The sequence below is a fragment of the Rhizobium sp. NZLR11 genome, assembly GCF_019685115.1.
In the GTDB taxonomy this organism is placed as follows: domain Bacteria; phylum Pseudomonadota; class Alphaproteobacteria; order Rhizobiales; family Rhizobiaceae; genus Rhizobium.
The window spans coordinates 459,330-480,207 of sequence record NZ_JABDWD010000001.1 but is presented as its reverse complement, the minus strand read 5'-3'; the positions used below and the strand labels follow the sequence as shown (position 1 = coordinate 480,207).

Sequence of the window (20,878 nt, the reverse complement as noted above, 5' to 3'; positions counted from 1 at the left end):
TGGCCGGGTTCGCAAAGACCCCGGCCATCGCAGGATTTATTGTGATTGGGCAATACAAACAGATTGACGATGACCGGCGTTGACCCGTCAGAACAACAACCGGTCGAAATAAGATCAGGGGAAGCAGGGGAGGGACGAAATGCTGTCGCAGATAGTGTCCGCTTTGGCCGTCGTGGTCGTCGCCGTTTTCGCGTGCTCGGCCTATTTCTATTTTTCGAACAAGATCCTGGATCTCGCTCTGCCGGTGAAGGATGGCGACATCCGCGCCGCATCGCGCAATCTCAACCGCCGTGCGCTCGTGCGCCCGTGGTTGTTCGTCGGCCCGGCGCTATTCCTGCTCATTGTCTATCTCGTCTATCCGGTCGTTGCGACCTTCATCCTCTCCTTCTACGACCGCGCCGGCGAGCAATTCGTCGGCGTCGCCAACTACAAATGGGCACTCGGCGACCGCGAATTCCGCCAGTCGATCTTCAACAACATCCTCTGGCTTGCCGTTGTACCGGCCGCCTGTACCTTCTTCGGCCTCGTCATCGCCGTGATGACCGATCGCATCTGGTGGGGCAATATCGCCAAAAGCATCGTCTTCATGCCGATGGCGATCTCCTTCGTCGGCGCCTCGGTCATCTGGAAGTTCATCTATGAATATCGCGGCGGCAACGACGTCCAGATCGGCCTCTTGAACGCCATCGTCCAGACGTTCGGCGGCACTCCCGAGGTATGGATCTCGGTTCCCTTCTGGAACAATTTCTTCCTGATGGTCATCCTGATCTGGATCCAGACCGGTTTTGCCATGGTCATCTTGTCGGCCGCCCTTCGCGGCATTCCCGAGGAGACGATCGAGGCCGCCGTCATCGACGGCGCCAATGGCTGGCAGATCTTCTGGCGCATCATGGTGCCGCAAGTCTGGGGCTCGATCGCGGTTGTCTGGACGACGATCACCATCCTCGTCCTCAAGGTCTTCGATATCGTGCTGACCATGACCAACGGCCAGTGGCAGTCGATGGTGCTGGCCAACCTGATGTTCAACTGGCTGTTCCGCGGCGGCGGCGATTCCGGCCGAAGCGCCGTCATCGCCATCATCATCATGCTCGCCGTCACGCCGATCATGGTCTGGAACGTGCGACGCGCCAATCGCGAACTGAAGGGCCACTGAGATGACCGCTGTCGGAAGCTACTTCAAGATCGGCCCCGCCCGCCTCTTCGTTCACGCCGCCGTTCTGCTGATCGTCATCGTCTGGCTGATCCCGACGCTCGGGATCTTCGTCAGCGCGCTGCGCGACAAGGACCAGATCGTCGTCTCCGGCTGGTGGACATCCTTCGTCGGCTCGACGCAGACCGTCGCCGTTCGCCTGGGCACACCGGACCAGCAGCAGCAGGAAGGCGCAACCTACGTCATCACAGGCAATGTGCTGGAAGGTCAGACCGGCCGTTCGGTAAAAGCCTTCGGCAACCGCGTGCAGCAGCCCGCCGCCTTCAAGGCCGGCGAGACCGTCGATCTCGGCGACGGCGAAACCCTGCAGATCAACAGCGACGGCAGCTACCGTTACATGAAGAACGCCGCCTTTTCGCCCGACGAACGCCCGCGGCGCATCTATGCATCCGTCTCCGCGCCGCCGGAATTCACCATGCAGAACTACAAGACAGTTCTGACCGGCGAGGGCATCGGCCAGTCCTTCATCAATTCACTGACTGTGACGATCCCGGCGACGATCATTCCGATCCTGATTGCGGCTTTCGCCGCCTATGCGCTCAGCTGGATGGAATTTCCCGGCCGCGGGCTGCTGATCGCGCTCGTCGTCGGCCTCATTGTCGTGCCGCTGCAGATGTCGCTGATCCCGCTGCTGCGTCTCTATAACGAGATCGGCACCATGCTCGGCCAACCGTCCAAGACCTATCCCGGCATCTGGTTGGCCCATACCGCCTTCGGCATGCCGCTCGCCATCTACCTCCTGCGGGCCTATATCGCCGGCCTGCCGAAAGAGATTATCGAATCCGCCCGCGTCGACGGCGCCAGCGACTTCGAGATCTTCGTCCGCATCGTATTGCCTCTGTCCTTCCCGGCACTCGCCTCCTTCGCCATCTTTCAGTTCCTGTGGGTGTGGAACGACTTGCTCGTCGCCATGGTCTTCCTCGGCACCGACAAGGACCACCTCGTGCTGACCGGCAGCCTCAACGCGCTGCTTGGCTCACGCGGCGGCAATTGGGAGATTTTGACGGCGTCGGCCTTCGTCACCATCATCGTGCCGCTGCTCGTCTTCTTCGGGCTGCAGCGTTATCTGGTGCGTGGCCTGCTGGCGGGTTCGGTCAAGGGAGGCTGACCATTTTCGACCGTGACTTCAAACAGGATATTCAATGAACGTGGCTCCCCAATCGATCTCGACCCCCGACAAGGATTGGTGGCGCGGCGCGGTGATCTATCAGATCTACCCGCGCTCCTACCAGGATTCGAACGGTGACGGCATCGGCGACCTGAAGGGCATCGCCGCCCGCCTGCCGCATGTGGCAAGCCTTGGCGTCGATGCCATCTGGATCTCGCCCTTCTTCACCTCGCCGATGCGCGATTTCGGTTATGACGTTTCCGACTACGAGAATGTCGATTCGATCTTTGGCACGCTGGTGGATTTCGACACGCTGATCGCCCAAGCCCATCGCCTCGGCATCCGGGTGATGATCGACCTCGTCATCTCCCACAGCTCGGATCAGCATCCCTGGTTCGTGCAGAGCCGCTCCAGCAAGACCAACGCCAAGGCCGACTGGTATGTCTGGGCCGACGCCAAGCCGGACGGCACGCCGCCGAACAACTGGCTGTCGATCTTCGGCGGCTCGGCATGGGCGTGGGATCCGACGCGCATGCAATATTACATGCACAATTTCCTGACCTCGCAGCCGGATATGAATCTGCATAATCCTGAGGTGCAGGACCGCCTGCTCGATGTCGTCCGCTTCTGGCTCAACCGCGGCGTCGACGGCTTTCGCCTCGACACCATCAACTTCTATTTCCACGACACGCAACTGCGCGACAATCCGGCCCTTGCGCCCGAGCGCCGCAACGCCTCGACGGCGCCGGCGGTCAATCCCTATAATTTCCAGGAGCATGTCTACGACAAGAACCGCCCTGAGAACATTGCCTTCCTGAAGCGCTTCCGCGCCGTTCTGGAAGAATTCCCGGCGATTGCCGCTGTCGGCGAGGTCGGCGACAGCCAGCGCGGCCTCGAAATCGTCGGCGAATACACCTCCGGCGACGACAAGATGCATATGTGTTATGCCTTTGAATTCCTGGCGCCCGATCCGCTGACGGCGGAGCGCGTCGAAGAGGTTATGCAGGATTTCGAAGCCGCAGCACCGGATGGCTGGGCCTGCTGGGCCTTCTCCAATCACGACGTCATGCGCCATGTCAGCCGCTGGGGTGGGCTGGTCGCCGATCACGACGCCTTCGCCAAGCTCTATTCGTCGCTGCTGATGACGCTGCGCGGCTCCGTCTGCCTCTATCAGGGTGAGGAGCTGGCGGTGACCGAGGCCGATCTCGCCTATCAGGATCTGCAGGACCCTTATGGCATCCAGTTCTGGCCGGAATTCAAGGGCCGCGACGGCTGCCGCACACCGATGGTCTGGGACAGCCAGGTCGCCCAGGGCGGTTTCTCGACGGTCAAGCCCTGGCTGCCGGTGCCGGTCGAGCACATCCTGCGCGCCGTCAGCGTCCAGCAGGGCGACGAGGCTTCGGTGCTGGAGCATTATCGCCGCTTCATCGCCTTCCGCAAGCTGCACCCGGCTTTTGCCAAGGGCGAGATCGAATTCGAGGAGCCGCAGGGCGATACCCTGGTCTTTACCCGCAAATACGGCAATGAGAAGCTGCTCTGCATCTTCAACATGAGCCCGGCCGAAACAGGCGTCACCCTGCCGGCGGGAGAATGGCAGGCGTTGACGGGACACGGCTTTATCAGCAACAACTATGGCGACAAGATCGATATTCCGGCCTGGGGGGCGTATTTCGCCCGTCTTGCTTAAGGAACAGGGGAGAGAGACATGACTGGACTGACGCTGAAGGATATCCGCAAATCCTACGGTTCCGTGGACGTTCTCCACGGGATCGACCTCGATATCAAGCAGGGCGAATTCATCGTCTTCGTCGGCCCGTCCGGCTGCGGCAAGTCCACGCTTCTGCGCATGATCGCCGGTCTGGAGGCGATCACCGGCGGCGAGATGTATATTGACGGCCATCTCGTCAATGACGTGCCGCCTTCCAAGCGCGGCATCGCCATGGTCTTCCAGTCCTATGCGCTCTACCCGCACATGACCGTCTACGACAATATGGCTTTCGGCATGAAGATCGCCGGCGAAAGCAAGCAGGAGATCGAACGCCGCGTCCTGGCGGCGGCCGAGAGCCTGCAGCTGACCGCATATCTCGAGCGCCTGCCGAAGGCGCTTTCCGGCGGCCAGCGCCAGCGCGTGGCGATCGGCCGCGCCATCTGCCGCGATCCGAAGGTCTTCCTGTTCGACGAGCCGCTCTCCAACCTCGATGCCGCGCTCCGCGTCGCCACCCGCATCGAGATCGCCCGCCTGAACGAACAGATGGCCGATACGACGATGATCTACGTGACCCACGACCAGGTCGAGGCGATGACGCTTGCCGACCGCATCGTCGTTCTCTCCGCCGGCAATATCGAGCAGGTCGGCGCGCCGCTGGATCTCTACGAGCGCCCGGCCAACCTCTTCGTCGCCAAATTCATCGGCTCGCCGGCGATGAACATCATCCCGGCGACAGTCGCCGGGACCGGAAGCCAGACGACCGTGACGTTGACCGGCGGCATGTCGGTGACGCTCGATGTGGCGACCGACGCGGCCGAAATGGGCAAGCAGGCCAGCTTCGGCGTTCGCCCGGAGGATCTGCGGGTTGCCGAGGGCGCCGATTATCTATTCGAGGGCGAGGTGTCGATCGTCGAAGCCCTCGGCGAAGTCACGCTGCTCTATATCGAAGGCCTGGTCCCGGGCGAACCGATCGTCGTCAAGCTGCCCGGCATCTACGATGTGAAGAAGGGCCAGAGGATGCGGTTTGCCGCCGACAGGCAGAAGTTGCATCTGTTTGACGCGACCGGCCATACCTACCGGAAATGAGGCGGCCATTTTTGGGGTGATGATCTGAGGAATTGTGCCTGACGGGCCGAATTCTCACTTTCTGTTAAAGATCGGCTGCTACCTTTTCCTCATCGATTTAAGAGGGGGATAAGCAGGTGGCCGCTTCCAATCCGTCACAGCCAAAATCTCATTTCCTGAGCAAGGAAGAATCCTTCATGTATGACCGCGAGCAGCGGTTCAAAATGGAGGACACCATGAATGCCGCGCGCATCGAATATACGGAAAAGGGCGTCATGCACGCGGCTTCGCGCCGTTGCGATATCGTCCGGATTTCGATGAGCAGCGCGACGCTGGCGATCCTCACTCAGTTCAACCTGCCGAAGCAGTTCTATCTGGACATTCCGGATGCCCGCATCACCAAGGTCGGGTGCCTGCTGATGAAGGTCAACGCCAACAATACCATCGACGTCCGCTTCCTCCGTCTGCTGACGCAAAAGGAGCTGAACAAGATCTTCGTCTACAGCACCCATCCGGCGCATCGCGACTACGTGCTCGATATCCGCGCCTGACGGTATAGGACCTGATATCGAAAACCCGCGGGGTGCTTCGCGCGCGCCGCGGGTTTTTGTTTGTCTCCGGTAACCAAGCTTAGAGCGCCGATCGGTTTTCTTATGACATCATCCTCTAACTCTTTAATCTAGAACAGGATTCAGATTCTAGGCCGACCCGGCCTAAAATCATCCTGTTCTAAGATTCCCGCTGCCACCTCCGGTCAAGCGCTCCCAATTCCGATAAGCAAATTTCGATTTGCTGACATCGTCGATCTCCAGAGCGTCTACGAAACGCCGCGCATCGCCTCCGGGGCGGTATTGATAGGGGTAGTCTGTCGAGAACAGGATACGGTCAATCTCGACGGCATTGACCGCCTGCTGCAGATAGGCCGGGCTGAACATGCCGCTGGCGGTCAGAAAGAGATTGTTGCGGACATAATCGATGAATGGCCGCTGCAGCCCGGACACCCGATCAAGCATGGCCAACCGCTCAAGGTAGAAAAGCACCAGTTCGCCCCAGTGGCCAAGGATCACCTGAAGGTTCGGATAGCGGTCGAAGACGCCCCCGAGTATCAGGCGTACGAACTGGATACCCGCCTCGAAATGCCATCCGAGGGCGAATGTGGAAAAGGCAAGATCGATCGGCGCGCCAAAGCCAGAATAGTAGGCGTCACGAACGCTTGTCTGGGGGATCTGGGGGTGAATGAGGAGCGGGACTCCGAGCTCCGCCGCGCAGGCGAATGTCGGCTCGAAGAGCGCGTCGTCCAGATTCCTGTCGCCGACCCGGCCGAACAGGACGGCACCCTTGCAGCCGAGTTCCGTGACTGCGCGACGCAATTCGTTCGCCGCCCCGTCGGCCTGCGCGAAGGAAAGAGCCGCCATGGCCTGAAAACGCGAAGGGTTTGCCGAAACGGCACTGGCCAGAAGATCGTTGGCGCGGCGCGCCAGATCAATGCCGTGGTGACCAAGGTTGTTGAGGCCCGGTGTCGTCAAGGAGAGAACCTGAACATCGACGCCCGTTTCATCCATCAGAGCCAGCCGTTTCTCGCCAAGATCGGCAAGCCGCTCGCCGATGACGCCCGGATTGAGCCCCAGCGTGCCGTCATCGGCGTCGGGAATGGTGCCCCATGCCTGTTTGATTTCATCAGGAAGGAAATGCTCTTCGATCGCGATGATCTTCATCCTTAAAATCCTCCAGCTTGTGGCTTCAGGCCGTCATTGTCGCTGCGGCGCCAGACGACTCGCCATTCTTCATCAGCACGTGTGGACGTGAGGATGAGCAGATCGTCTGCAAGGCTATAGGACCGCGGCAAATCCTGGTCTACTAAGGCTTGAACCAATGCACCTTCAACATGATAGATGAAGGTGCTGTTGGCGGAATCGAGTGTGATTGTTCCATAGCTCGCCTCGTAACCACCGCTGCTATAGGGGTTATCGACGTCGAACGACTCCATGTTGCGGACCTGGATCGCCATATGCCCGTCGGGCGTAAGGACGAGGAGACCGGCCACTTTCAGCGCACCCATCGCGCCGTTGGCATCCGGCTGCTCAATCGCCGCGAGGTGCCACGGCCCGGCGAGCCGTGCCATAACCTCAGAATCAATACCGGCTTGTTGAGAGCTGTTTGTACCAGCAATTGTTTCCATCGACAGTTCTCCGGGATTTTGGACGCAACCGGTTCCCGGAGCGCTGTTGCCGACTTGACGACGGGGCGCTCTGTTTTCGCGAGGCGCCCCTTCTGTGTTTTGCTGCTGTACGCCGAACCGTGTTGCGGGCTGCAGGCGCGCGACCGTTGTTGTCAGGCTTTTTGCGTGAGTTGGTCGAGGATGGCTTTTCCGACGCCATGCGCGGAAGCCGGGTTCTGGCCAGTGACGAGCCGCCCATCGACCACGACGTTTTCCGACCAGTTCGGCGCCGGTTGGTGCAGCGCACCCCGCTCCTTGAGCGTGGTGGCGAGCAGATAGGGCACGACCTTGGTGTATTTAACTTCTGCCTCTTCCTCGTCGGTGAAGGCGGCAAGCTTCTTGCCGGCGACGAGATAGCTGCCGTCAGACAAAGTGGCGTTCACCAGGGCTGCGGGGCCATGGCAGACCGCGGAAACGATGCCGCCTGCCTCCCAGATCTCGCGAATGACCTTCTGTACCGCCGCATTGTCGGCGAAGTCCCACATCGTACCGTGGCCGCCGGCGAAGAAAACCGCCGAGTAGCGCGAGGGGTCGAGATCCGCAAGGATCTTGGATTGGGCGAGTTCGGCGCGGAATTCCTTGTCCTTCCAGAATTTATCGTTGACCGGATCGGAAAGGTCGAAGAAATCGATCGGCGGATGGCCGCCACGGATCGAGGCGATCTCGACTGGAATGCCGGCCGCTTCGAACACTTCGAGCGGATGGGTGAGTTCGACCATCGCGAAACCGGTCGGCTCGCCGCTGTCGCCGCGGATCGGGTGACTGGTGACCACGCAAAGGATGGGCTTGATGTTGTCTGCCATGTTCATGCTCCTCAGGGTTTGAGCGAGGCCATGTCGATGACGAAGCGATACTTCACGTCGCTCTTCAACATGCGCTCATAGGCTTCGTTGATCTGTTGGATGGGAATGATTTCTACGTCGGAGACGATGCCGTGGGCCCCGCAGAAATCGAGCATCTGCTGGGTTTCGGCCACGCCGCCGATGAACGATCCGGAGATTGCCCGGCGACCGCGCACGATCCCGCCGGCATTCACCGGCGTGCCGAGCGGCCCCATGTAGCCGACAAGCACAAGAACACCCTCCAGTGCCAGCGTCGGCATGTAGGGGTTGACGTCATGATCGTAGGGGACGGTGTCGATGATGACGTCGAAGCGCGCGGCGACAGCCTTCATCTGCTCCGGATCGCCCGAGAGCACGACGTGGTCGGCGCCGAGGCGGAAAGCATCCTCCTCCTTGCCGGCCGAGCGCGTGAACAGCGTGACGTCGGCGCCGAGCGCCTTGGCGAGCTTCAGCGCCATGTGGCCGAGACCGCCGAGGCCGATCACGGCGACCTTGCTGTCCTTACCGACATTCCAGCGGTGCAGCGGCGACCAGGTGGTGACGCCCGCGCACAAGAGCGGCGCGGCACCGGCCGGATCGAGCCCGTCGGGCATCGATAGCACGAACTTGTCGCGCACGACGACGGAATTGGAATAGCCGCCATAGGTGACGCTGCCGTCCTGCCGGTCGGCGCTATTGTAGGTGTAGGTCGAGCCCTCGACGCAATCCTGTTCCCAGCCCTTCAGGCACGGCTTGCAGTGCTGGCAGGAGTCGACCATGCAGCCGACGCCGACCATGTCGCCGGCCTTGAAGCGGGAAACGTCGGTCCCGACCTCGCGCACGCGGCCGATGATTTCGTGACCCGGGACGATCGGATAGGTGGTGAAGCCGCCATGGTTGCGGGCAAGGTGCAGGTCCGTGTGGCAGACACCGCAGAAGAGGATGTCGATGACAACGTCGTCCGGGCGCGGTGGGCGCCGTTCGAACGCGAACTGTTCGAGCGGGCCGGTGGCCGATCGAGCAGCGAAGCCCATTGCTGTCATGGTTTGTACCCTTATTCCAGCGCCTGGCGCCTTTGGTTTGGCCTGCTGGACCCGACCGCGCCTCTCAAGCGCAGCCGGGAGCCGGTTTGGCGAACCCCAGCCTCAGGCGTTTAGCCTCAAGCGTTTCCAGGGGCGAACAGCGTTTCCCAATTCAGGAAGGGACCGAGCGGAATAACGTCCCAGTCAATGAGCCCGGCCTTGGCGAGGGGAAATTCGGCGAGCGCCTTCTTGGCGGCCTCGATGGACTCGGCCTCGGCGATGATGGCGACGCCAGGGCGGTCCTGTCGGAAATAGATGTCGCGGATGATGCCGCCCTTGTACATCTGCCAGGCGTGGCGGGCTTCATCCTGCATATGCGGCTGGTACTGTTCGATCGTGGCGCCGGGCTGCGGGACGTCGAGGCAAAGCAGTTTCATGGGTCTAGCTCCTTGGTGGGGATTGTAAGGCTGAGTTTACGCGAGCTGAAACCGGCCTGTGGTCTCCGCCACACGACGGCCCAGGTAAGTGGCCGTCATGAGGTCACTCTGGATAGGCGTGATCTCGGCTGCCTGATCGTTGTTCGACTGGGTCATGACGCCGAGCCAGCTTCCATGACGGTTGAGATCATCAACGCTGCCGGTGCTGCTGGCGTTACCAGGCATAATGTCGAGACCAACCCAGATCATCCCGTGCTGGGCCGCAAACAACGCCATTGAGACGAGTGAGTTGAGCTTGTCACCGTGCTGTGCGCCCGAATTGGTGAAGCCGGCAGCGATCTTGTTGCGCCACTTCTGTTCAAACCACGCCGTTTTCGTGGAATTCTCGCAGAACTGCTTGAACCTTGCGCTGATCATGCCGCTGTAGGTCGGCGACCCGAAGATGATCGCGTCGCTCTTTTCTAGCGCCGTCCAATCTACCGGACCTTCGGCGACGGCGACGATGTTCACTTCAGCCCCCTGGACTTCCCGAACGCCTTCGGCGACGGCTTCCGCTACACGCGCGGTATGGCCATAACCGCTGTCATATACGATCGATATTAGCATTCTCACGCCCTTCCATTTGACCCAGATTCGCGCACGACGGGAGGATGATGCTGATCCAAAGTCAGCGATGACCACTTGGATTGGGATCGTCTCGAAAATATCGTTTGCTTCGCAGCGGTTGTATCGTAGAATACCCAAGGCCATTAGAAATAAGTTTTCTCTTCTTTGGTTCCTGTGATTCTACAATCAATGGATTTGCTATTCTGGAGGCCCTGCCCGGCATGCGTGACAGATTCGATGGTGTGCAGATCTTCGTTGAGGCGGTCGAAGCGGGTGGCTTTGCAAAAGCGGCTGACCGGCTGAAGCTGACACGCTCCGCCGTCGGCAAGGCTATTGCGCGCCTGGAAGAGCGCCTTTCAGTTCGGCTGTTTCACAGGACGACCCGCACACAAAGCCTGACGGAGGATGGCCAGCAATATTACGAGCGTTGCATTCGTGCCATCGACGAACTGCGCGCCGGCGAGTCTCTCCTGGAATCTGGCCGGCGCGAGGTCGCCGGCAGGCTGCGCGTCTCGCTTCCGGTTCTATTCGGCCGCTACTGCGCGGCGCCGATTTTACGCAGCTATGCTCGCCAGTACCCGAAGCTTGAACTTGAACTCAGCTTCAACGACCGTCAGATCGATCTGATCGCCGACGGCTTCGATCTTGCCGTGCGCAACGGTTCCCTTGGCAACGGAACCTCGCTGCACGCCCGACGGCTGGTCAGCCAGCGCAAGGTGCTGTGCGCCTCACCTGCTTATCTCATTGCACGCGGGGAACCTCGCTCCGTTGCAGATCTCGCCGAGCATGACCTGCTTGTTTACTGGCGGGGCGATCATGGCCTCGCATGGCAACTGCCCGACACGAGCGGGGCTCTCATCGATATCTCCGTTACATCCCGGCTGCGTTTCGACGACCTTGAAGTCATCGCGGATGCCGCGATCGATGGAATGGGGCTTGCCTGGCTTCCCCACTGGTTGGTGCGGGATCGGATGCGAGCAGGGGATCTCATCGAACTGTGGGGAGACCGCCCGAGCGCCACGATGGAATGCTATGCGGTCTGGCCGAGCACCCAGTATCTGCCGCTGCGGTCACGACTGGCGATCGATGCACTTGCTGTAGAATTGCCAAAGCGATTCGGTCCCGATACGCCGGACTTGCACAACGCACGGCCTTAGATCGCTTGCTGTGAAGCTAAGACCATCAGCCGCCTGCGAAAATGATCCGTCTTGAGCGCCCGACTCTCTCCGCCTTGTTCGTGGCACCTCGCCCTGACGCCCTCTATTGAACATGACGCGGTTGGGAACCATCCTCTCTGAGGCTCAAACGACGCTGATTAGAAGCCCAGTTGGCCCACGCAGCGCGGAGCGGTTACTGCGCCGTCACCTGGTTGGGAAATACTGCCTCCTTCACGCCCTCTGCGGTCTCGTCTAGATATCTCGAACGGCAGTTAGCCGAAGAGGAATGGTCATGGCGACAACTAGCAACGTGAGTTTTCATGATCGGAATGAACCGGCCGGCAAGCGACCGCCGCTTCGACCATGACCCGGCTCAGATCTGCCAATGCGGCGTCTTGAAAAGCAGACAACACGGTTGGTCATCGTGCCGATCCCTTTGCCTGTTGATGCCTTCCTGCCAACGCTTTTAACAATATGACAAGGAGCACTCAGATGAGGGCTGTACGTTTTCATGAATATGGTGGCCCGGACGTTTTGACGGTCGATGAGGTCGAAATACCCGAACCGGGGGCAGGTCAAGTGCGCATCGCCGTCAAGGCCGCGGGCGTCAATGCCATCGATTGGAAGCTCCGGGCAGGCTACATGCACGAGCACATGCCGCTCACGCTCCCCGCCGGGACCGGTTTGGAAGCGTCAGGCGTGGTCGATGCCATCGGTGAGGGCGTGACCGGCGTGTCGGTCGGCGATGCCGTGTTCGGCAAGGGCCATGACACGATGGCCGATTTCGCGATCCTGCACGAATGGACGCGCAAGCCGGATGGCCTCTCGTTCGAGGAGGCGGCAGGGTTCCCGATTTCAGTCGAGACGGCGTCGCGGATCATCGACGAGGTCGGCGTGAAGCCCGGTGAGACGCTGCTGGTCAGCGGCGCCGCAGGAGGGGTTGGATCTGCGGCGATCCAGTTGGCCGCCAGCGCCGGCATCCCCACGATCGGCACGGCGAGCGGGCCGAAGCATGGTTATCTACGTTCGTTGGGCGCTGTGCCGACGACCTATGGTCCCGGCCTGCGCGAGCGGGTGGCTGCGCTTGCACCTGATGGCGTGCAGGGTGCGCTCGACATCGTGGCCTCCGGTGCCATTCCGGACCTGGTGGCGATCACCGGTGACCCTTCCAAGGTCATATCGATCGCCGACTTCGCGGCCGCGGAACATGGCGTCAGAAACTCGTTCGATCCAAGGGACGCGGTGCCCGCCCTGGAACGTGCCGTAGCACTGTTTGAGGCGGGACACTTCCGCTTGCCGGTTGAACGGACATTTCCGCTCGACCAAGTCGGCGCCGCGCAGGAACTAAGCGCCAAGGGGCACGTCACGGGACGCCTTATCATCACGGTCGCTTGACTGTAATCGCGAGGCGCTCTGCGCCTCGCTTTACGATCTTTGGCTGGGACGACTATCCTGCGTTCATGCTGGCAAATTGACGCTCTTGCCACACAATCGCTATTAGGGCGAAGTGTCGTATCGATCTCGCGCCATACCGATCACTTCCTGGCTCCGCTCCACCCAGCGCACCAGCATCGTGAGCGGTTCGAAGATGGTGCGGCCGAGCTCCGTGAGCTCATACTCAACACTCGGGGGATTGGTTGGGAAGACTGTGCGCAGAACCAGCCCATCCCGCTCGAGCGTCCGCAGGGTCTGCGACAACATCCGCTTCGAGATATCGGGAACTGCGCGGTTCACATCGCTGAATCGGCGGGCACGTTCGGCCAGTGCAATCAGCACCAGCATCGTCCATTTGTCTCCCACGCGATCAAGAATATCCCTGACCGCGCAGGTGGGTGGCTCGTGGGTCGTTCCAGAACGCTCCGCAAACATCCGCGCGAGTTGCAGATGATGCGGAGTAAGCGCCGTGTCAGCGTGTGCCATGTCACTTTCTCTTCGTCGGCCTGTTGGCGATACATGTAGCAAACCTGCAAAGCCTATAACAGAAACCGACAAGCGTGGCACGTGGATCAGAGGCCGACCCGGCTGAGATGTTCCTCGGGATAACGTGCTCCTTCGATATGAATGTCTGCGGACCGGATCTCGCCGAGGTCCTCGGCCGTCAGTTGCACCTTGAGTGCGCCGACATTTTCCTCGAAGCGCTCCAGCTTTCGAGTGCCGAAGAGCGGGACGATCCAGGGCTTCTGTGCAAGCAACCAGGCCAGCGCCACCTGCGCCGGAGTTGCGCCGTGCCTGTCGCCGATGGCCCTGATGAGATCGACGAGCCGCTGATTGGCTTTGCGGGCCTCCGGCGAGAAGCGCGGAATAGAGTTGCGCATGTCCGATGTGTCTAGCGTGGTGTCCGCGGCGATCTTGCCGGTAAGGAAGCCCTTGCCGAGCGGGCTGAAGGGCACGAGGCCGATGCCGAGTTCTTCGAGTGTCGGCAGGATTTCCGCCTCTGGCTCGCGTGTCCAGAGCGAATATTCACTTTGCAGCGCCGCCACCGGCTGGACCGCATGGGCACGACGGATCGACGACGGCCCGGCTTCCGACAGGCCGAACCAGCCGACTTTGCCCTCGCCGATCAAATCCTTCACCACGCCTGCCACGTCCTCCATCGGCACTTCCGGATCGACGCGGTGCTGGTAGAGAAGATCGATGTGGTCAGTGCGCAGGCGCTTGAGGCTGCCTTCCACAGCCCGGCGAATATGGTCGGGCTTGCTATTGACACCACCGTGATGAACCCCGGTATCGGGATCGACATCCCAGCCGAACTTGGTCGCGATCTTGACTTTGCCGCGAACCGGCTGGAGCGCCTCGCCGACCATCTCCTCGTTGGTGAATGGGCCATAGACTTCCGCCGTGTCGAAGAAGTCCATGCCGCGTTCGACGGCGGCCCTGATCAGAGCGATCATGTCCGCCCTGTCCGGCAGTTCACGGGCTTTGCCGTATCCCATTGCACCGAGCGATAGCGCCGAGACTTGCAGCCCTTGGCCTAGTTTACGTTTCTGCATAAAAATATCCTCCAAGTGCATGATTCAAGTTCAATGGAGAGCGGATGCAAGTCGGTCCGCGGCGGGACTTCATGCTGGGCATCCTCTCGGTCTATTTGTCCCGACTTGCAAACACATCTTTGACAACGGGCATCGCCGAAAAAACGCAAGGCCAGCCAGTATAAAAGGCCAGATGCGCGAGTACTTCCGATGCCTGCGCCCTGGTCAGCCCGTTATCCATCGCGCGATTGAGATGGTAGGTGATTTGCGCCACCTGACCGGATGCCACCAGCGCGCATACTGTGACGAGGCTGCGGTCGCGCGGCGCGAGTCCAGGTCGAAGCCAGAGATCCGTGAATAAAAGTTGTTCGGTGAAATCTACGACACCTTGCGAGACGTCGCCGAAATTGGCTTGGACGGCCTCGGCGCGCCTGGCTTCCGACGCTTGGTCAAGCGGAAGGAGGGTGACAGGCTCCTGCGGCAGTTGCCCTTCTCCTACGCCGCGCTCGGCGAAGATGTCCTTCATGATTTCCACCGCAAAGAATGCGTTCGGCCAGCCACTGTAGAAGGCGAGATGCGTCATGATCTCCGAGAGCTCGGTCGGTGTGACGCCGTTCTCCAGAGCCAGGTTGAAGTAGTGCGTCATACCAATCGTCTGGGCGCGGGCGATTAAAGCCGAGACCGTTACGATGCTCCGGTCTCTTGAAGATAGGCCCGGGCGTTTCCAGAGGTCGCCGACGATGGCGTTTCGGGTATAGTTTGCCAACGCTGGTGAAACGGTGCGGACGTCGTCGTTGGTCAATGCGGTGCGAAGGGTCGTCGAGGGTGACATTGTTATTCCAATCGATGTTATAAGATGGATCCAAGGCCAGGCCTAAAGCTTCTCGCTTTCGCCGATTCACGGCCGTCTCTGTCGAGGCAATGTCGGGCGGGATCAGACCTGGTGTTCGAATGGGATGATCCGAATAGTGGCTGATCTGGCACGTTCGCCAATCATCGAGCCGAGGTACGAACTCGTCGCGTATTTGCTCCGATACGCATCATCGATCGCCGCGTTGATCGCACCCTCGACGGACTCGAATACGACGTTTCTGGTTTTTCCGGCGGCAATGATCCGTCCGGTCTTCTGCTTGACCGCTGCCTGATACCATCGTGACCGTTGGCCATGATAGGCGCGGACGTAGAGCTGTCGATCCACAGTGACAGACCAAATCCAGGTCGGAGTGCCACAGGTCCTCCCGTCGTCGCGCAAGGGAGAGATGTGCAGGTCGTCGCTCTCAGCGATCTGTGCAAGCTCGAATTCTAACCAGGCCATTCGTTCGCCCTTGAATATAAGCCCTCGAATAAGCGGCTGCGTTCATGCCGCATCTAAAAACAATATAGTGCGTGCCATTTCCTTCGATTAGACGCTAAAATAATATTGAACTTATATCGGAGATCAATAAATGCGACGCGAAGAACTAGGCGACCTGATGGCCTTTCTGGTCGTGGCCGAGGAGAAGAGCTTTACCAAGGCGGCCGCGCGTCTTGGAACGTCGCAATCATCACTCAGCCTGATCATCAAGCGTCTGGAGGAGCGGTTGGGGATCCGTTTGCTGACCCGAACCACGCGCAGCCTGGCGCCGACTGCGGCGGGGGAAGGGCTGCTTTCTACCCTTGCACCCGCATTCGGCAATATCGAAGCCCAGCTCTCAGCCCTCACTGAGTTCCGTGACACGCCGGCCGGAAGTTTCCGGATCACTGCCGGCCAGCATGCAATCGACACCATCCTTTGGCCAAAGCTATCCAGGTTCCTTGCCGATTATCCCGACATCAAAGTTGAGTTGAATGCCGAGTCGGCCTTGACCGATATCGTCTCGGAACGTTTCGATGCTGGCGTGCGACTGGGGGACCAGGTTGAAAAAGATATGATTGCGATCCGGATCGGGCCGCTGGCGAGGATGATCGTCGTCGGCGCGCCATCCTGCTTTCATGATCGATCCCATCCCAAGACGCCACACGAACTGTCCCTCCACCGCTGCATCAACCTTCGCCTGCCAAGTTATGGCGGCTTCTATGCCTGGGAATTCGGGCGTGAGGGGCAAGAAATGCGGGTCAGGGTCGGTGGACAGGTGGCTTTCAATACCGTGCCGCAGCTGATCAAGGCTGCGCTGGATGGATTTGGTCTTGCCTATATTCACGAGGACGTTGTGCGTCGGTATCTGGATGACAAACGCCTCGTTCAGGTCCTGGATGATTGGTCACCACCGTTCCCCGGCTATCATTTGTATTACCCGTCTCGCCGACACCCCTCTCCAGCATTTATCTTGCTGGTGGAGGCGCTGCGGCATCACGACGCCAACTAGCTAGTGGTGGAAGAGCACGCTGGCGCCCTGATCCGAAGGTCCGACGGCGCGGCGGAACGGCGCGAAGAGTTCGCGGCCCATGCCGAATTCATTGTCGGAGAGATCGACGGTCACCGGTTCGCGCTCGGCCATATCGGCCGCATCGACGAGCAGCTCGAGCGTGCCTTTGATCGCGTCCAGGCGGATGATGTCGCCGTCACGGATACGGGCGATCGGGCCGCCGTCGACTGCCTCAGGCGTGACGTGGATCGCGGCCGGCACCTTGCCTGAGGCACCGGACATGCGCCCGTCGGTCAACAGCGCCACGCGAAAACCGCGGTCCTGCAGCACGCCGAGCGGCGGCGTCAGCTTGTGCAGTTCCGGCATGCCGTTCGCCTTCGGCCCCTGGAAGCGCACGACGGCGATGAAATCGCGGTTGAGCTTGCCTTCCTTGAAGGCGTCCTGCAGCGCCTGCTGGCTGTGGAAGATGATCGCCGGCGCCTCGATGATGTGGCGCTCCGGCTTGACGGCGGAGATCTTGATCACCGCCTTGCCGAGATTGCCGCGCAGCATCTTCAGCCCGCCATTCGCCTGGAACGGCGTCTCGATGCTGGAGAGAACCTTCGGATCGACGCTTTTGTCAGGCGACGGCTCGCGCCGCACGGCACCGTTTTCACCGAGACGGGCGTCGACCGTATAGGCTTGGAGACCCTGGCCGAAGACGGTGCGGACGTCGTCGTGCACCAGTCCGTGCTTCAGGAGTTCCTTGATCAGGAAACCCATGCCGCCGGCCGCCTGGAAATGGTTCACGTCGGCAAGCCCGTTCGGATAGACGCGGGCCAGCAGCGGGACGATTTCCGAAAGCTCGGCAATATCCTGCCAGGTGAGCTGGATGCCGGCTGCCCGCGCCATGGCAACGAGGTGCAGCGTGTGGTTGGTCGAGCCGCCGGTGGCATGCAGGCCGACGACGCCATTGACGACCGAGCGCTCGTCGATCATTTCGCCGGCCGGCGTGAATTCATTGCCGAGCGCGGTGATCGCCAGCGCCCGCTTGGCGGCTTCGCGCGTCAGCGCCTCGCGCAGCGGCGTGCCGGGATTGATGAAGGAGGAGCCGGGCATGTGGAAGCCCATGATCTCCATCAGCATCTGGTTGGAATTGGCGGTGCCGTAAAAGGTGCAGGTGCCGGGGCCGTGATAGGACTTCGATTCCGCTTCCAGCAGCTCGGCGCGCCCGACCTTGCCCTCGGCGAAGAGCTGGCGCACGCGCGACTTCTCGTCGTTCGGCAGGCCGGTCGTCATCGGGCCGGCCGGAACGAAGATCGACGGCAGATGCCCGAAGGACAGCGCCGCAATGACGAGGCCCGGCACGATCTTGTCACAGACCCCGAGGAAGAGGGCGGCATCGAACATATTGTGCGACAGGCCGACGCCCGCCGACATGGCGATCAGGTCGCGCGAAAACAGCGAAAGCTCCATGCCCGGCTGTCCCTGGGTGACACCGTCGCACATGGCCGGCACGCCGCCTGCCACCTGCGCCACGCCGCCTGCCTCTGCGGCCGCCTCGCGGATAATCGCCGGATAGGTCTCGAACGGCTGGTGGGCCGAGAGCATGTCGTTATAGGCGGTGATGATGCCGAGATTGGGGATGCGATCACCGGCGAGCGCATCCTTGTCGGCGGGGGAACAGACCGCAAAGCCATGGGCAAGGTTGGCGCAGCCCAGCACCGAACGCGCGACACCCTTGGAGGCGGCGGCGCGCAGGCGTTCCAGGTAGCGCTCGCGGGTTGGTTTCGAGCGTTCGACAATGCGATCGGTGATCGCAGAAATGCGTGCGTGGGCGGACATGGAAGATCCCTGCCTTGTTCGTTGTCTTATCTGTTTCGGCGGCTCTGGCCTGAATGTCGATCCGGATTGACGGCCGATCAGGGAGCCCAGTAGATCTCGACCGGGGAAGTGGCCCGGCGCAGAACGGCGCGGATCGGCATGTCTGCCTCTTCACCTTTGCCCTCTGCTTTGGCGAGAACGTCTTTTTTGCCTTCGCCCTCAATATGGAGAACCAGGAGTGCGGCATCCTCAAGACTGGAGAAGGTGAAGGTCAGGCGCGGCTCGCCGGCCCCTTCCGCTTCCATGGTGATGATGCCGCGCGGCGTCGATGCATCGAGCGCCTTGGCAAGATTGCTGCCGCCGGGAAAGAACGAGGCTGTGTGGCCGTCGCCACCCATGCCGAGGATGACGATGTCGAAGGGGGAACTGATTGCCCTGGTCTTCTCGGTCGCAAGCCTTGCGGCCTCCTCCGCGGAGGCCGTGTCCTGATAGAGAGGCAGGAAACGCGCCGCCTTGGCTTTGTTCTGTAGGAGATTGGCATCGACCAGCAGATGGTTCGAGCGCGCATTGTCGGCCGGCACGAAACGCTCGTCGACAAGTGTGATCGTCACCTTGTCCCAGGCGATATCGCGCGTCGACAGTGCCTGGAAGAACAGCTTCGGGGTCGAGCCGCCGGAAACGGCGATGGACGCCGTTGCGCGGGCGGCGATCGCCGCCGAAAGCGTATCGGCGACCTTGTCGGCGAGACTGCCGGCGAGATCTGCGGGGCTGGCGAAGGAATGCAGGGTCGATGCCATCGGTTTCGTCCTAGATATCGTCATGCCAGGTGCGGCCGTCGCGCTCGATCAGCGCGATGGCCTGGCTCGGACCCCAGGTGCCGGCCGTATAGCCCTGCACCTGCTGGCCGGTGGTTTCCCAACCCTTGAGGATCGGATCCACCCATTTCCATGCGGCTTCGACTTCGTCGCGGCGCATGAACAATGTCTGGTTGGAGCGGATCACATCCATCAGCAGACGCTCGTATGCGTCGGGATTGCGCACGTTGAACGCCTGGGCGAAGCTCATGTCGAGCGAGACGTTGCGCAGGCGCATGCCGCCCGGGCCCGGATCCTTGATCATCAGCGACTGCTTGACGCCTTCATCCGGCTGCAGCCGGATAATCAGCTGGTTGGCAACGATGCGTCCGGCCGCCTGGTCGAAGATCGCATGCGGGATCGGCTTGAAGGTGATGACGATCTCGGACATGCGTCCGGTCAGGCGCTTGCCGGTTCTGATGTAGAAGGGAACGCCCGCCCAGCGCCAATTGTTGATCTCCGCCTTGATGGCGACGAAGGTCTCGGTGTTCGAGACGCCGCCTTCGAGCTCTTCGAGATAGCCCTTGACCGGGCCGCTGCCCGATGCGCCGGCGCGATACTGGCCGCGGACCGTCGCCTGCTCGACATTGGAGGCATTGAGCGGCTTCAGCGCGCGCAGCACCTTCAGCTTTTCGTCGCGAACGGCTTCCGAATCCATCGACGATGGCACTTCCATCGCCGTCAGGCAGAGCAGCTGCAGGATGTGGTTCTGCACCATGTCGCGCAATGCGCCTGCCGTATCGTAATAGCCGGCGCGGCCCTCAAGGCCGACTGCTTCAGCCACGGTGATCTGGATGTGATCGATGTAGTTGGCATTCCACAGCGGCTCGTACAGCGCGTTGGCGAAACGCAGCGCCATCAGGTTCTGCACGGTCTCCTTGCCGAGATAGTGGTCGATGCGGAAGATCTGTTCTTCCTTGAAGGCACGGCCGATCGTGTCGTTGAGCTGCAGCGCCGAGGCGAGATCGCGGCCGATCGGCTTCTCGACGACGATGCGGGTCGACTTGGTGATCAGTTTGTGGTCGTGGATCTTCTGCGAAATGTCGCCGAAGATACCGGGCGCGACCGCGAGGTAAAAGGCGCGCACTCGATCCTTGCCCTCGTCGAGCAGCTTCTTCAGCTGATCCCAGCCGGTATCCGTGCGGGCGTCGACCGAGACGTAGTAGAGGCGGGCACAGAATTTCTCCACCTCCGCTTCGTCGTATTCACCCTTCTTCAGGTGCTCGTTCAGCGCGTCTTTGGCGAATTTGCGGTATTCCTCGTGCGTCAACGGGCTGCGCGAGGCGCCGATCACGCGGGTCGGTTCCGTAAACTGGCCTTCGATTTGGCGATGATACAGCGCGGGCAGAAGCTTGCGTTCGGCAAGGTCGCCGCTGCCGCCGAAGACGACATAATCAAAAGGCTCAACGGGAATGATCTGGCTGCTCATGAGCTTGTCTCTCAATCAGGCTGGTTGGCGGCTCTTTTAATCTAATCGATTTAAAAAAGCCAGTGTGCGGTGCAACGAATCTCTCAGGCGCCGGTTTTAGAGCGAATTTCCGGAAGAGGAAATCCG

At 60.9% G+C, this 20,878-nt stretch carries 21 protein-coding genes; 8 read left to right on the top strand and 13 right to left on the bottom strand.

Annotated elements, in window-relative coordinates; all coding sequences use genetic code 11:
- Positions 1–139 precede the first annotated feature (139 nt).
- From HJB83_RS02215 to HJB83_RS02195, 5 genes are all read left to right on the top strand, one after another.
- Positions 140–1,153, top strand: a complete 1,014-nt coding sequence (locus HJB83_RS02215; RefSeq protein WP_207582962.1) for a carbohydrate ABC transporter permease — start codon at positions 140–142, stop codon at positions 1,151–1,153.
- Between the two features lies 1 nt (position 1,154).
- Positions 1,155–2,318: a carbohydrate ABC transporter permease gene (locus tag HJB83_RS02210; protein WP_221131258.1), complete on the top strand. Its 1,164-nt coding sequence runs from the start codon at positions 1,155–1,157 to the stop codon at positions 2,316–2,318.
- 34 nt (positions 2,319–2,352) lie between these two features.
- Positions 2,353–4,005, top strand: a complete 1,653-nt coding sequence (locus HJB83_RS02205) for an alpha-glucosidase (RefSeq protein ID WP_221131257.1) — start codon at positions 2,353–2,355, stop codon at positions 4,003–4,005.
- Between the two features lie 18 nt (positions 4,006–4,023).
- Positions 4,024–5,112 (top strand): ABC transporter ATP-binding protein, encoded by a 1,089-nt coding sequence (locus HJB83_RS02200; protein WP_221131256.1) that lies wholly within the window; start codon positions 4,024–4,026, stop codon positions 5,110–5,112.
- Positions 5,113–5,288: 176 nt separating this feature from the next.
- Entirely contained in the window at positions 5,289–5,642 is a 354-nt protein-coding gene (locus HJB83_RS02195) for a hypothetical protein (RefSeq protein ID WP_221116081.1), read from the top strand.
- 168 nt (positions 5,643–5,810) lie between these two features.
- On the opposite strand, the gene HJB83_RS02190 is transcribed toward HJB83_RS02195, so the two are convergent.
- The 6 genes from HJB83_RS02190 to HJB83_RS02165 form a co-directional block, all read right to left on the bottom strand.
- Positions 5,811–6,806 (bottom strand): amidohydrolase family protein, encoded by a 996-nt coding sequence (locus HJB83_RS02190; RefSeq protein WP_221116080.1) that lies wholly within the window; start codon positions 6,804–6,806, stop codon positions 5,811–5,813.
- 2 nt (positions 6,807–6,808) lie between these two features.
- The gene (locus HJB83_RS02185; protein ID WP_221116079.1) at positions 6,809–7,270 is read right to left on the bottom strand and encodes a lipocalin-like domain-containing protein; all 462 of its coding nucleotides are present in this window, start codon (positions 7,268–7,270) and stop codon (positions 6,809–6,811) included.
- Positions 7,271–7,422: 152 nt separating this feature from the next.
- Positions 7,423–8,112 (bottom strand): type 1 glutamine amidotransferase domain-containing protein, encoded by a 690-nt coding sequence (locus HJB83_RS02180; protein ID WP_221116078.1) that lies wholly within the window; start codon positions 8,110–8,112, stop codon positions 7,423–7,425.
- A gap of 11 nt (positions 8,113–8,123) precedes the next feature.
- Positions 8,124–9,173: an NAD(P)-dependent alcohol dehydrogenase gene (locus HJB83_RS02175; protein WP_221116077.1), complete on the bottom strand. Its 1,050-nt coding sequence runs from the start codon at positions 9,171–9,173 to the stop codon at positions 8,124–8,126.
- 116 nt (positions 9,174–9,289) lie between these two features.
- Entirely contained in the window at positions 9,290–9,589 is a 300-nt protein-coding gene (locus HJB83_RS02170) for a superoxide dismutase (protein ID WP_221116076.1), read from the bottom strand.
- A 36-nt stretch (positions 9,590–9,625) separates the two neighbouring features.
- Entirely contained in the window at positions 9,626–10,195 is a 570-nt protein-coding gene (locus tag HJB83_RS02165; protein ID WP_221116075.1) for a flavodoxin family protein, read from the bottom strand.
- Between the two features lie 221 nt (positions 10,196–10,416).
- On the opposite strand from HJB83_RS02165, the gene HJB83_RS02160 reads away from it, so the two are divergent.
- Entirely contained in the window at positions 10,417–11,352 is a 936-nt protein-coding gene (locus HJB83_RS02160) for a LysR family transcriptional regulator (protein WP_207584254.1), read from the top strand.
- A gap of 492 nt (positions 11,353–11,844) precedes the next feature.
- Positions 11,845–12,747: an NADP-dependent oxidoreductase gene (locus tag HJB83_RS02155; RefSeq protein WP_207582972.1), complete on the top strand. Its 903-nt coding sequence runs from the start codon at positions 11,845–11,847 to the stop codon at positions 12,745–12,747.
- A 102-nt stretch (positions 12,748–12,849) separates the two neighbouring features.
- Here the strand turns inward: HJB83_RS02155 and HJB83_RS02150 are convergent, their stop codons facing one another.
- From HJB83_RS02150 to HJB83_RS02135, 4 genes are all read right to left on the bottom strand, one after another.
- Complete coding sequence (locus HJB83_RS02150; protein ID WP_221116072.1) at positions 12,850–13,272, bottom strand: helix-turn-helix domain-containing protein; 423 nt, start codon at positions 13,270–13,272, stop codon at positions 12,850–12,852.
- Positions 13,273–13,358: 86 nt separating this feature from the next.
- Positions 13,359–14,342 (bottom strand): aldo/keto reductase, encoded by a 984-nt coding sequence (locus HJB83_RS02145; RefSeq protein ID WP_221131255.1) that lies wholly within the window; start codon positions 14,340–14,342, stop codon positions 13,359–13,361.
- A 91-nt stretch (positions 14,343–14,433) separates the two neighbouring features.
- Entirely contained in the window at positions 14,434–15,153 is a 720-nt protein-coding gene (locus HJB83_RS02140) for a carboxymuconolactone decarboxylase family protein (RefSeq protein WP_221131254.1), read from the bottom strand.
- A gap of 102 nt (positions 15,154–15,255) precedes the next feature.
- The gene (locus HJB83_RS02135) at positions 15,256–15,636 is read right to left on the bottom strand and encodes a DUF2255 family protein (RefSeq protein ID WP_221131253.1); all 381 of its coding nucleotides are present in this window, start codon (positions 15,634–15,636) and stop codon (positions 15,256–15,258) included.
- A gap of 130 nt (positions 15,637–15,766) precedes the next feature.
- Here HJB83_RS02135 and HJB83_RS02130 point away from each other — a divergent pair, with 130 nt between their 5' ends.
- A complete protein-coding gene (locus HJB83_RS02130) occupies positions 15,767–16,666 on the top strand; it encodes a LysR family transcriptional regulator (RefSeq protein WP_221131252.1) in 900 nt (299 codons plus the stop codon).
- Here the strand turns inward: HJB83_RS02130 and edd are convergent, their stop codons facing one another.
- The 3 genes from edd to zwf all read right to left on the bottom strand — a co-directional run bounded on the left by edd (position 16,667) and on the right by zwf (position 20,752).
- Positions 16,667–18,490, bottom strand: coding sequence for a phosphogluconate dehydratase (edd, locus tag HJB83_RS02125; RefSeq protein WP_221131251.1), 1,824 nt, complete (start codon positions 18,488–18,490; stop codon positions 16,667–16,669).
- A gap of 77 nt (positions 18,491–18,567) precedes the next feature.
- The gene (pgl, locus tag HJB83_RS02120; protein ID WP_207582978.1) at positions 18,568–19,266 is read right to left on the bottom strand and encodes a 6-phosphogluconolactonase; all 699 of its coding nucleotides are present in this window, start codon (positions 19,264–19,266) and stop codon (positions 18,568–18,570) included.
- A 10-nt stretch (positions 19,267–19,276) separates the two neighbouring features.
- Positions 19,277–20,752: a glucose-6-phosphate dehydrogenase gene (zwf, locus tag HJB83_RS02115; RefSeq protein WP_007633233.1), complete on the bottom strand. Its 1,476-nt coding sequence runs from the start codon at positions 20,750–20,752 to the stop codon at positions 19,277–19,279.
- Positions 20,753–20,878 lie beyond the last annotated feature (126 nt).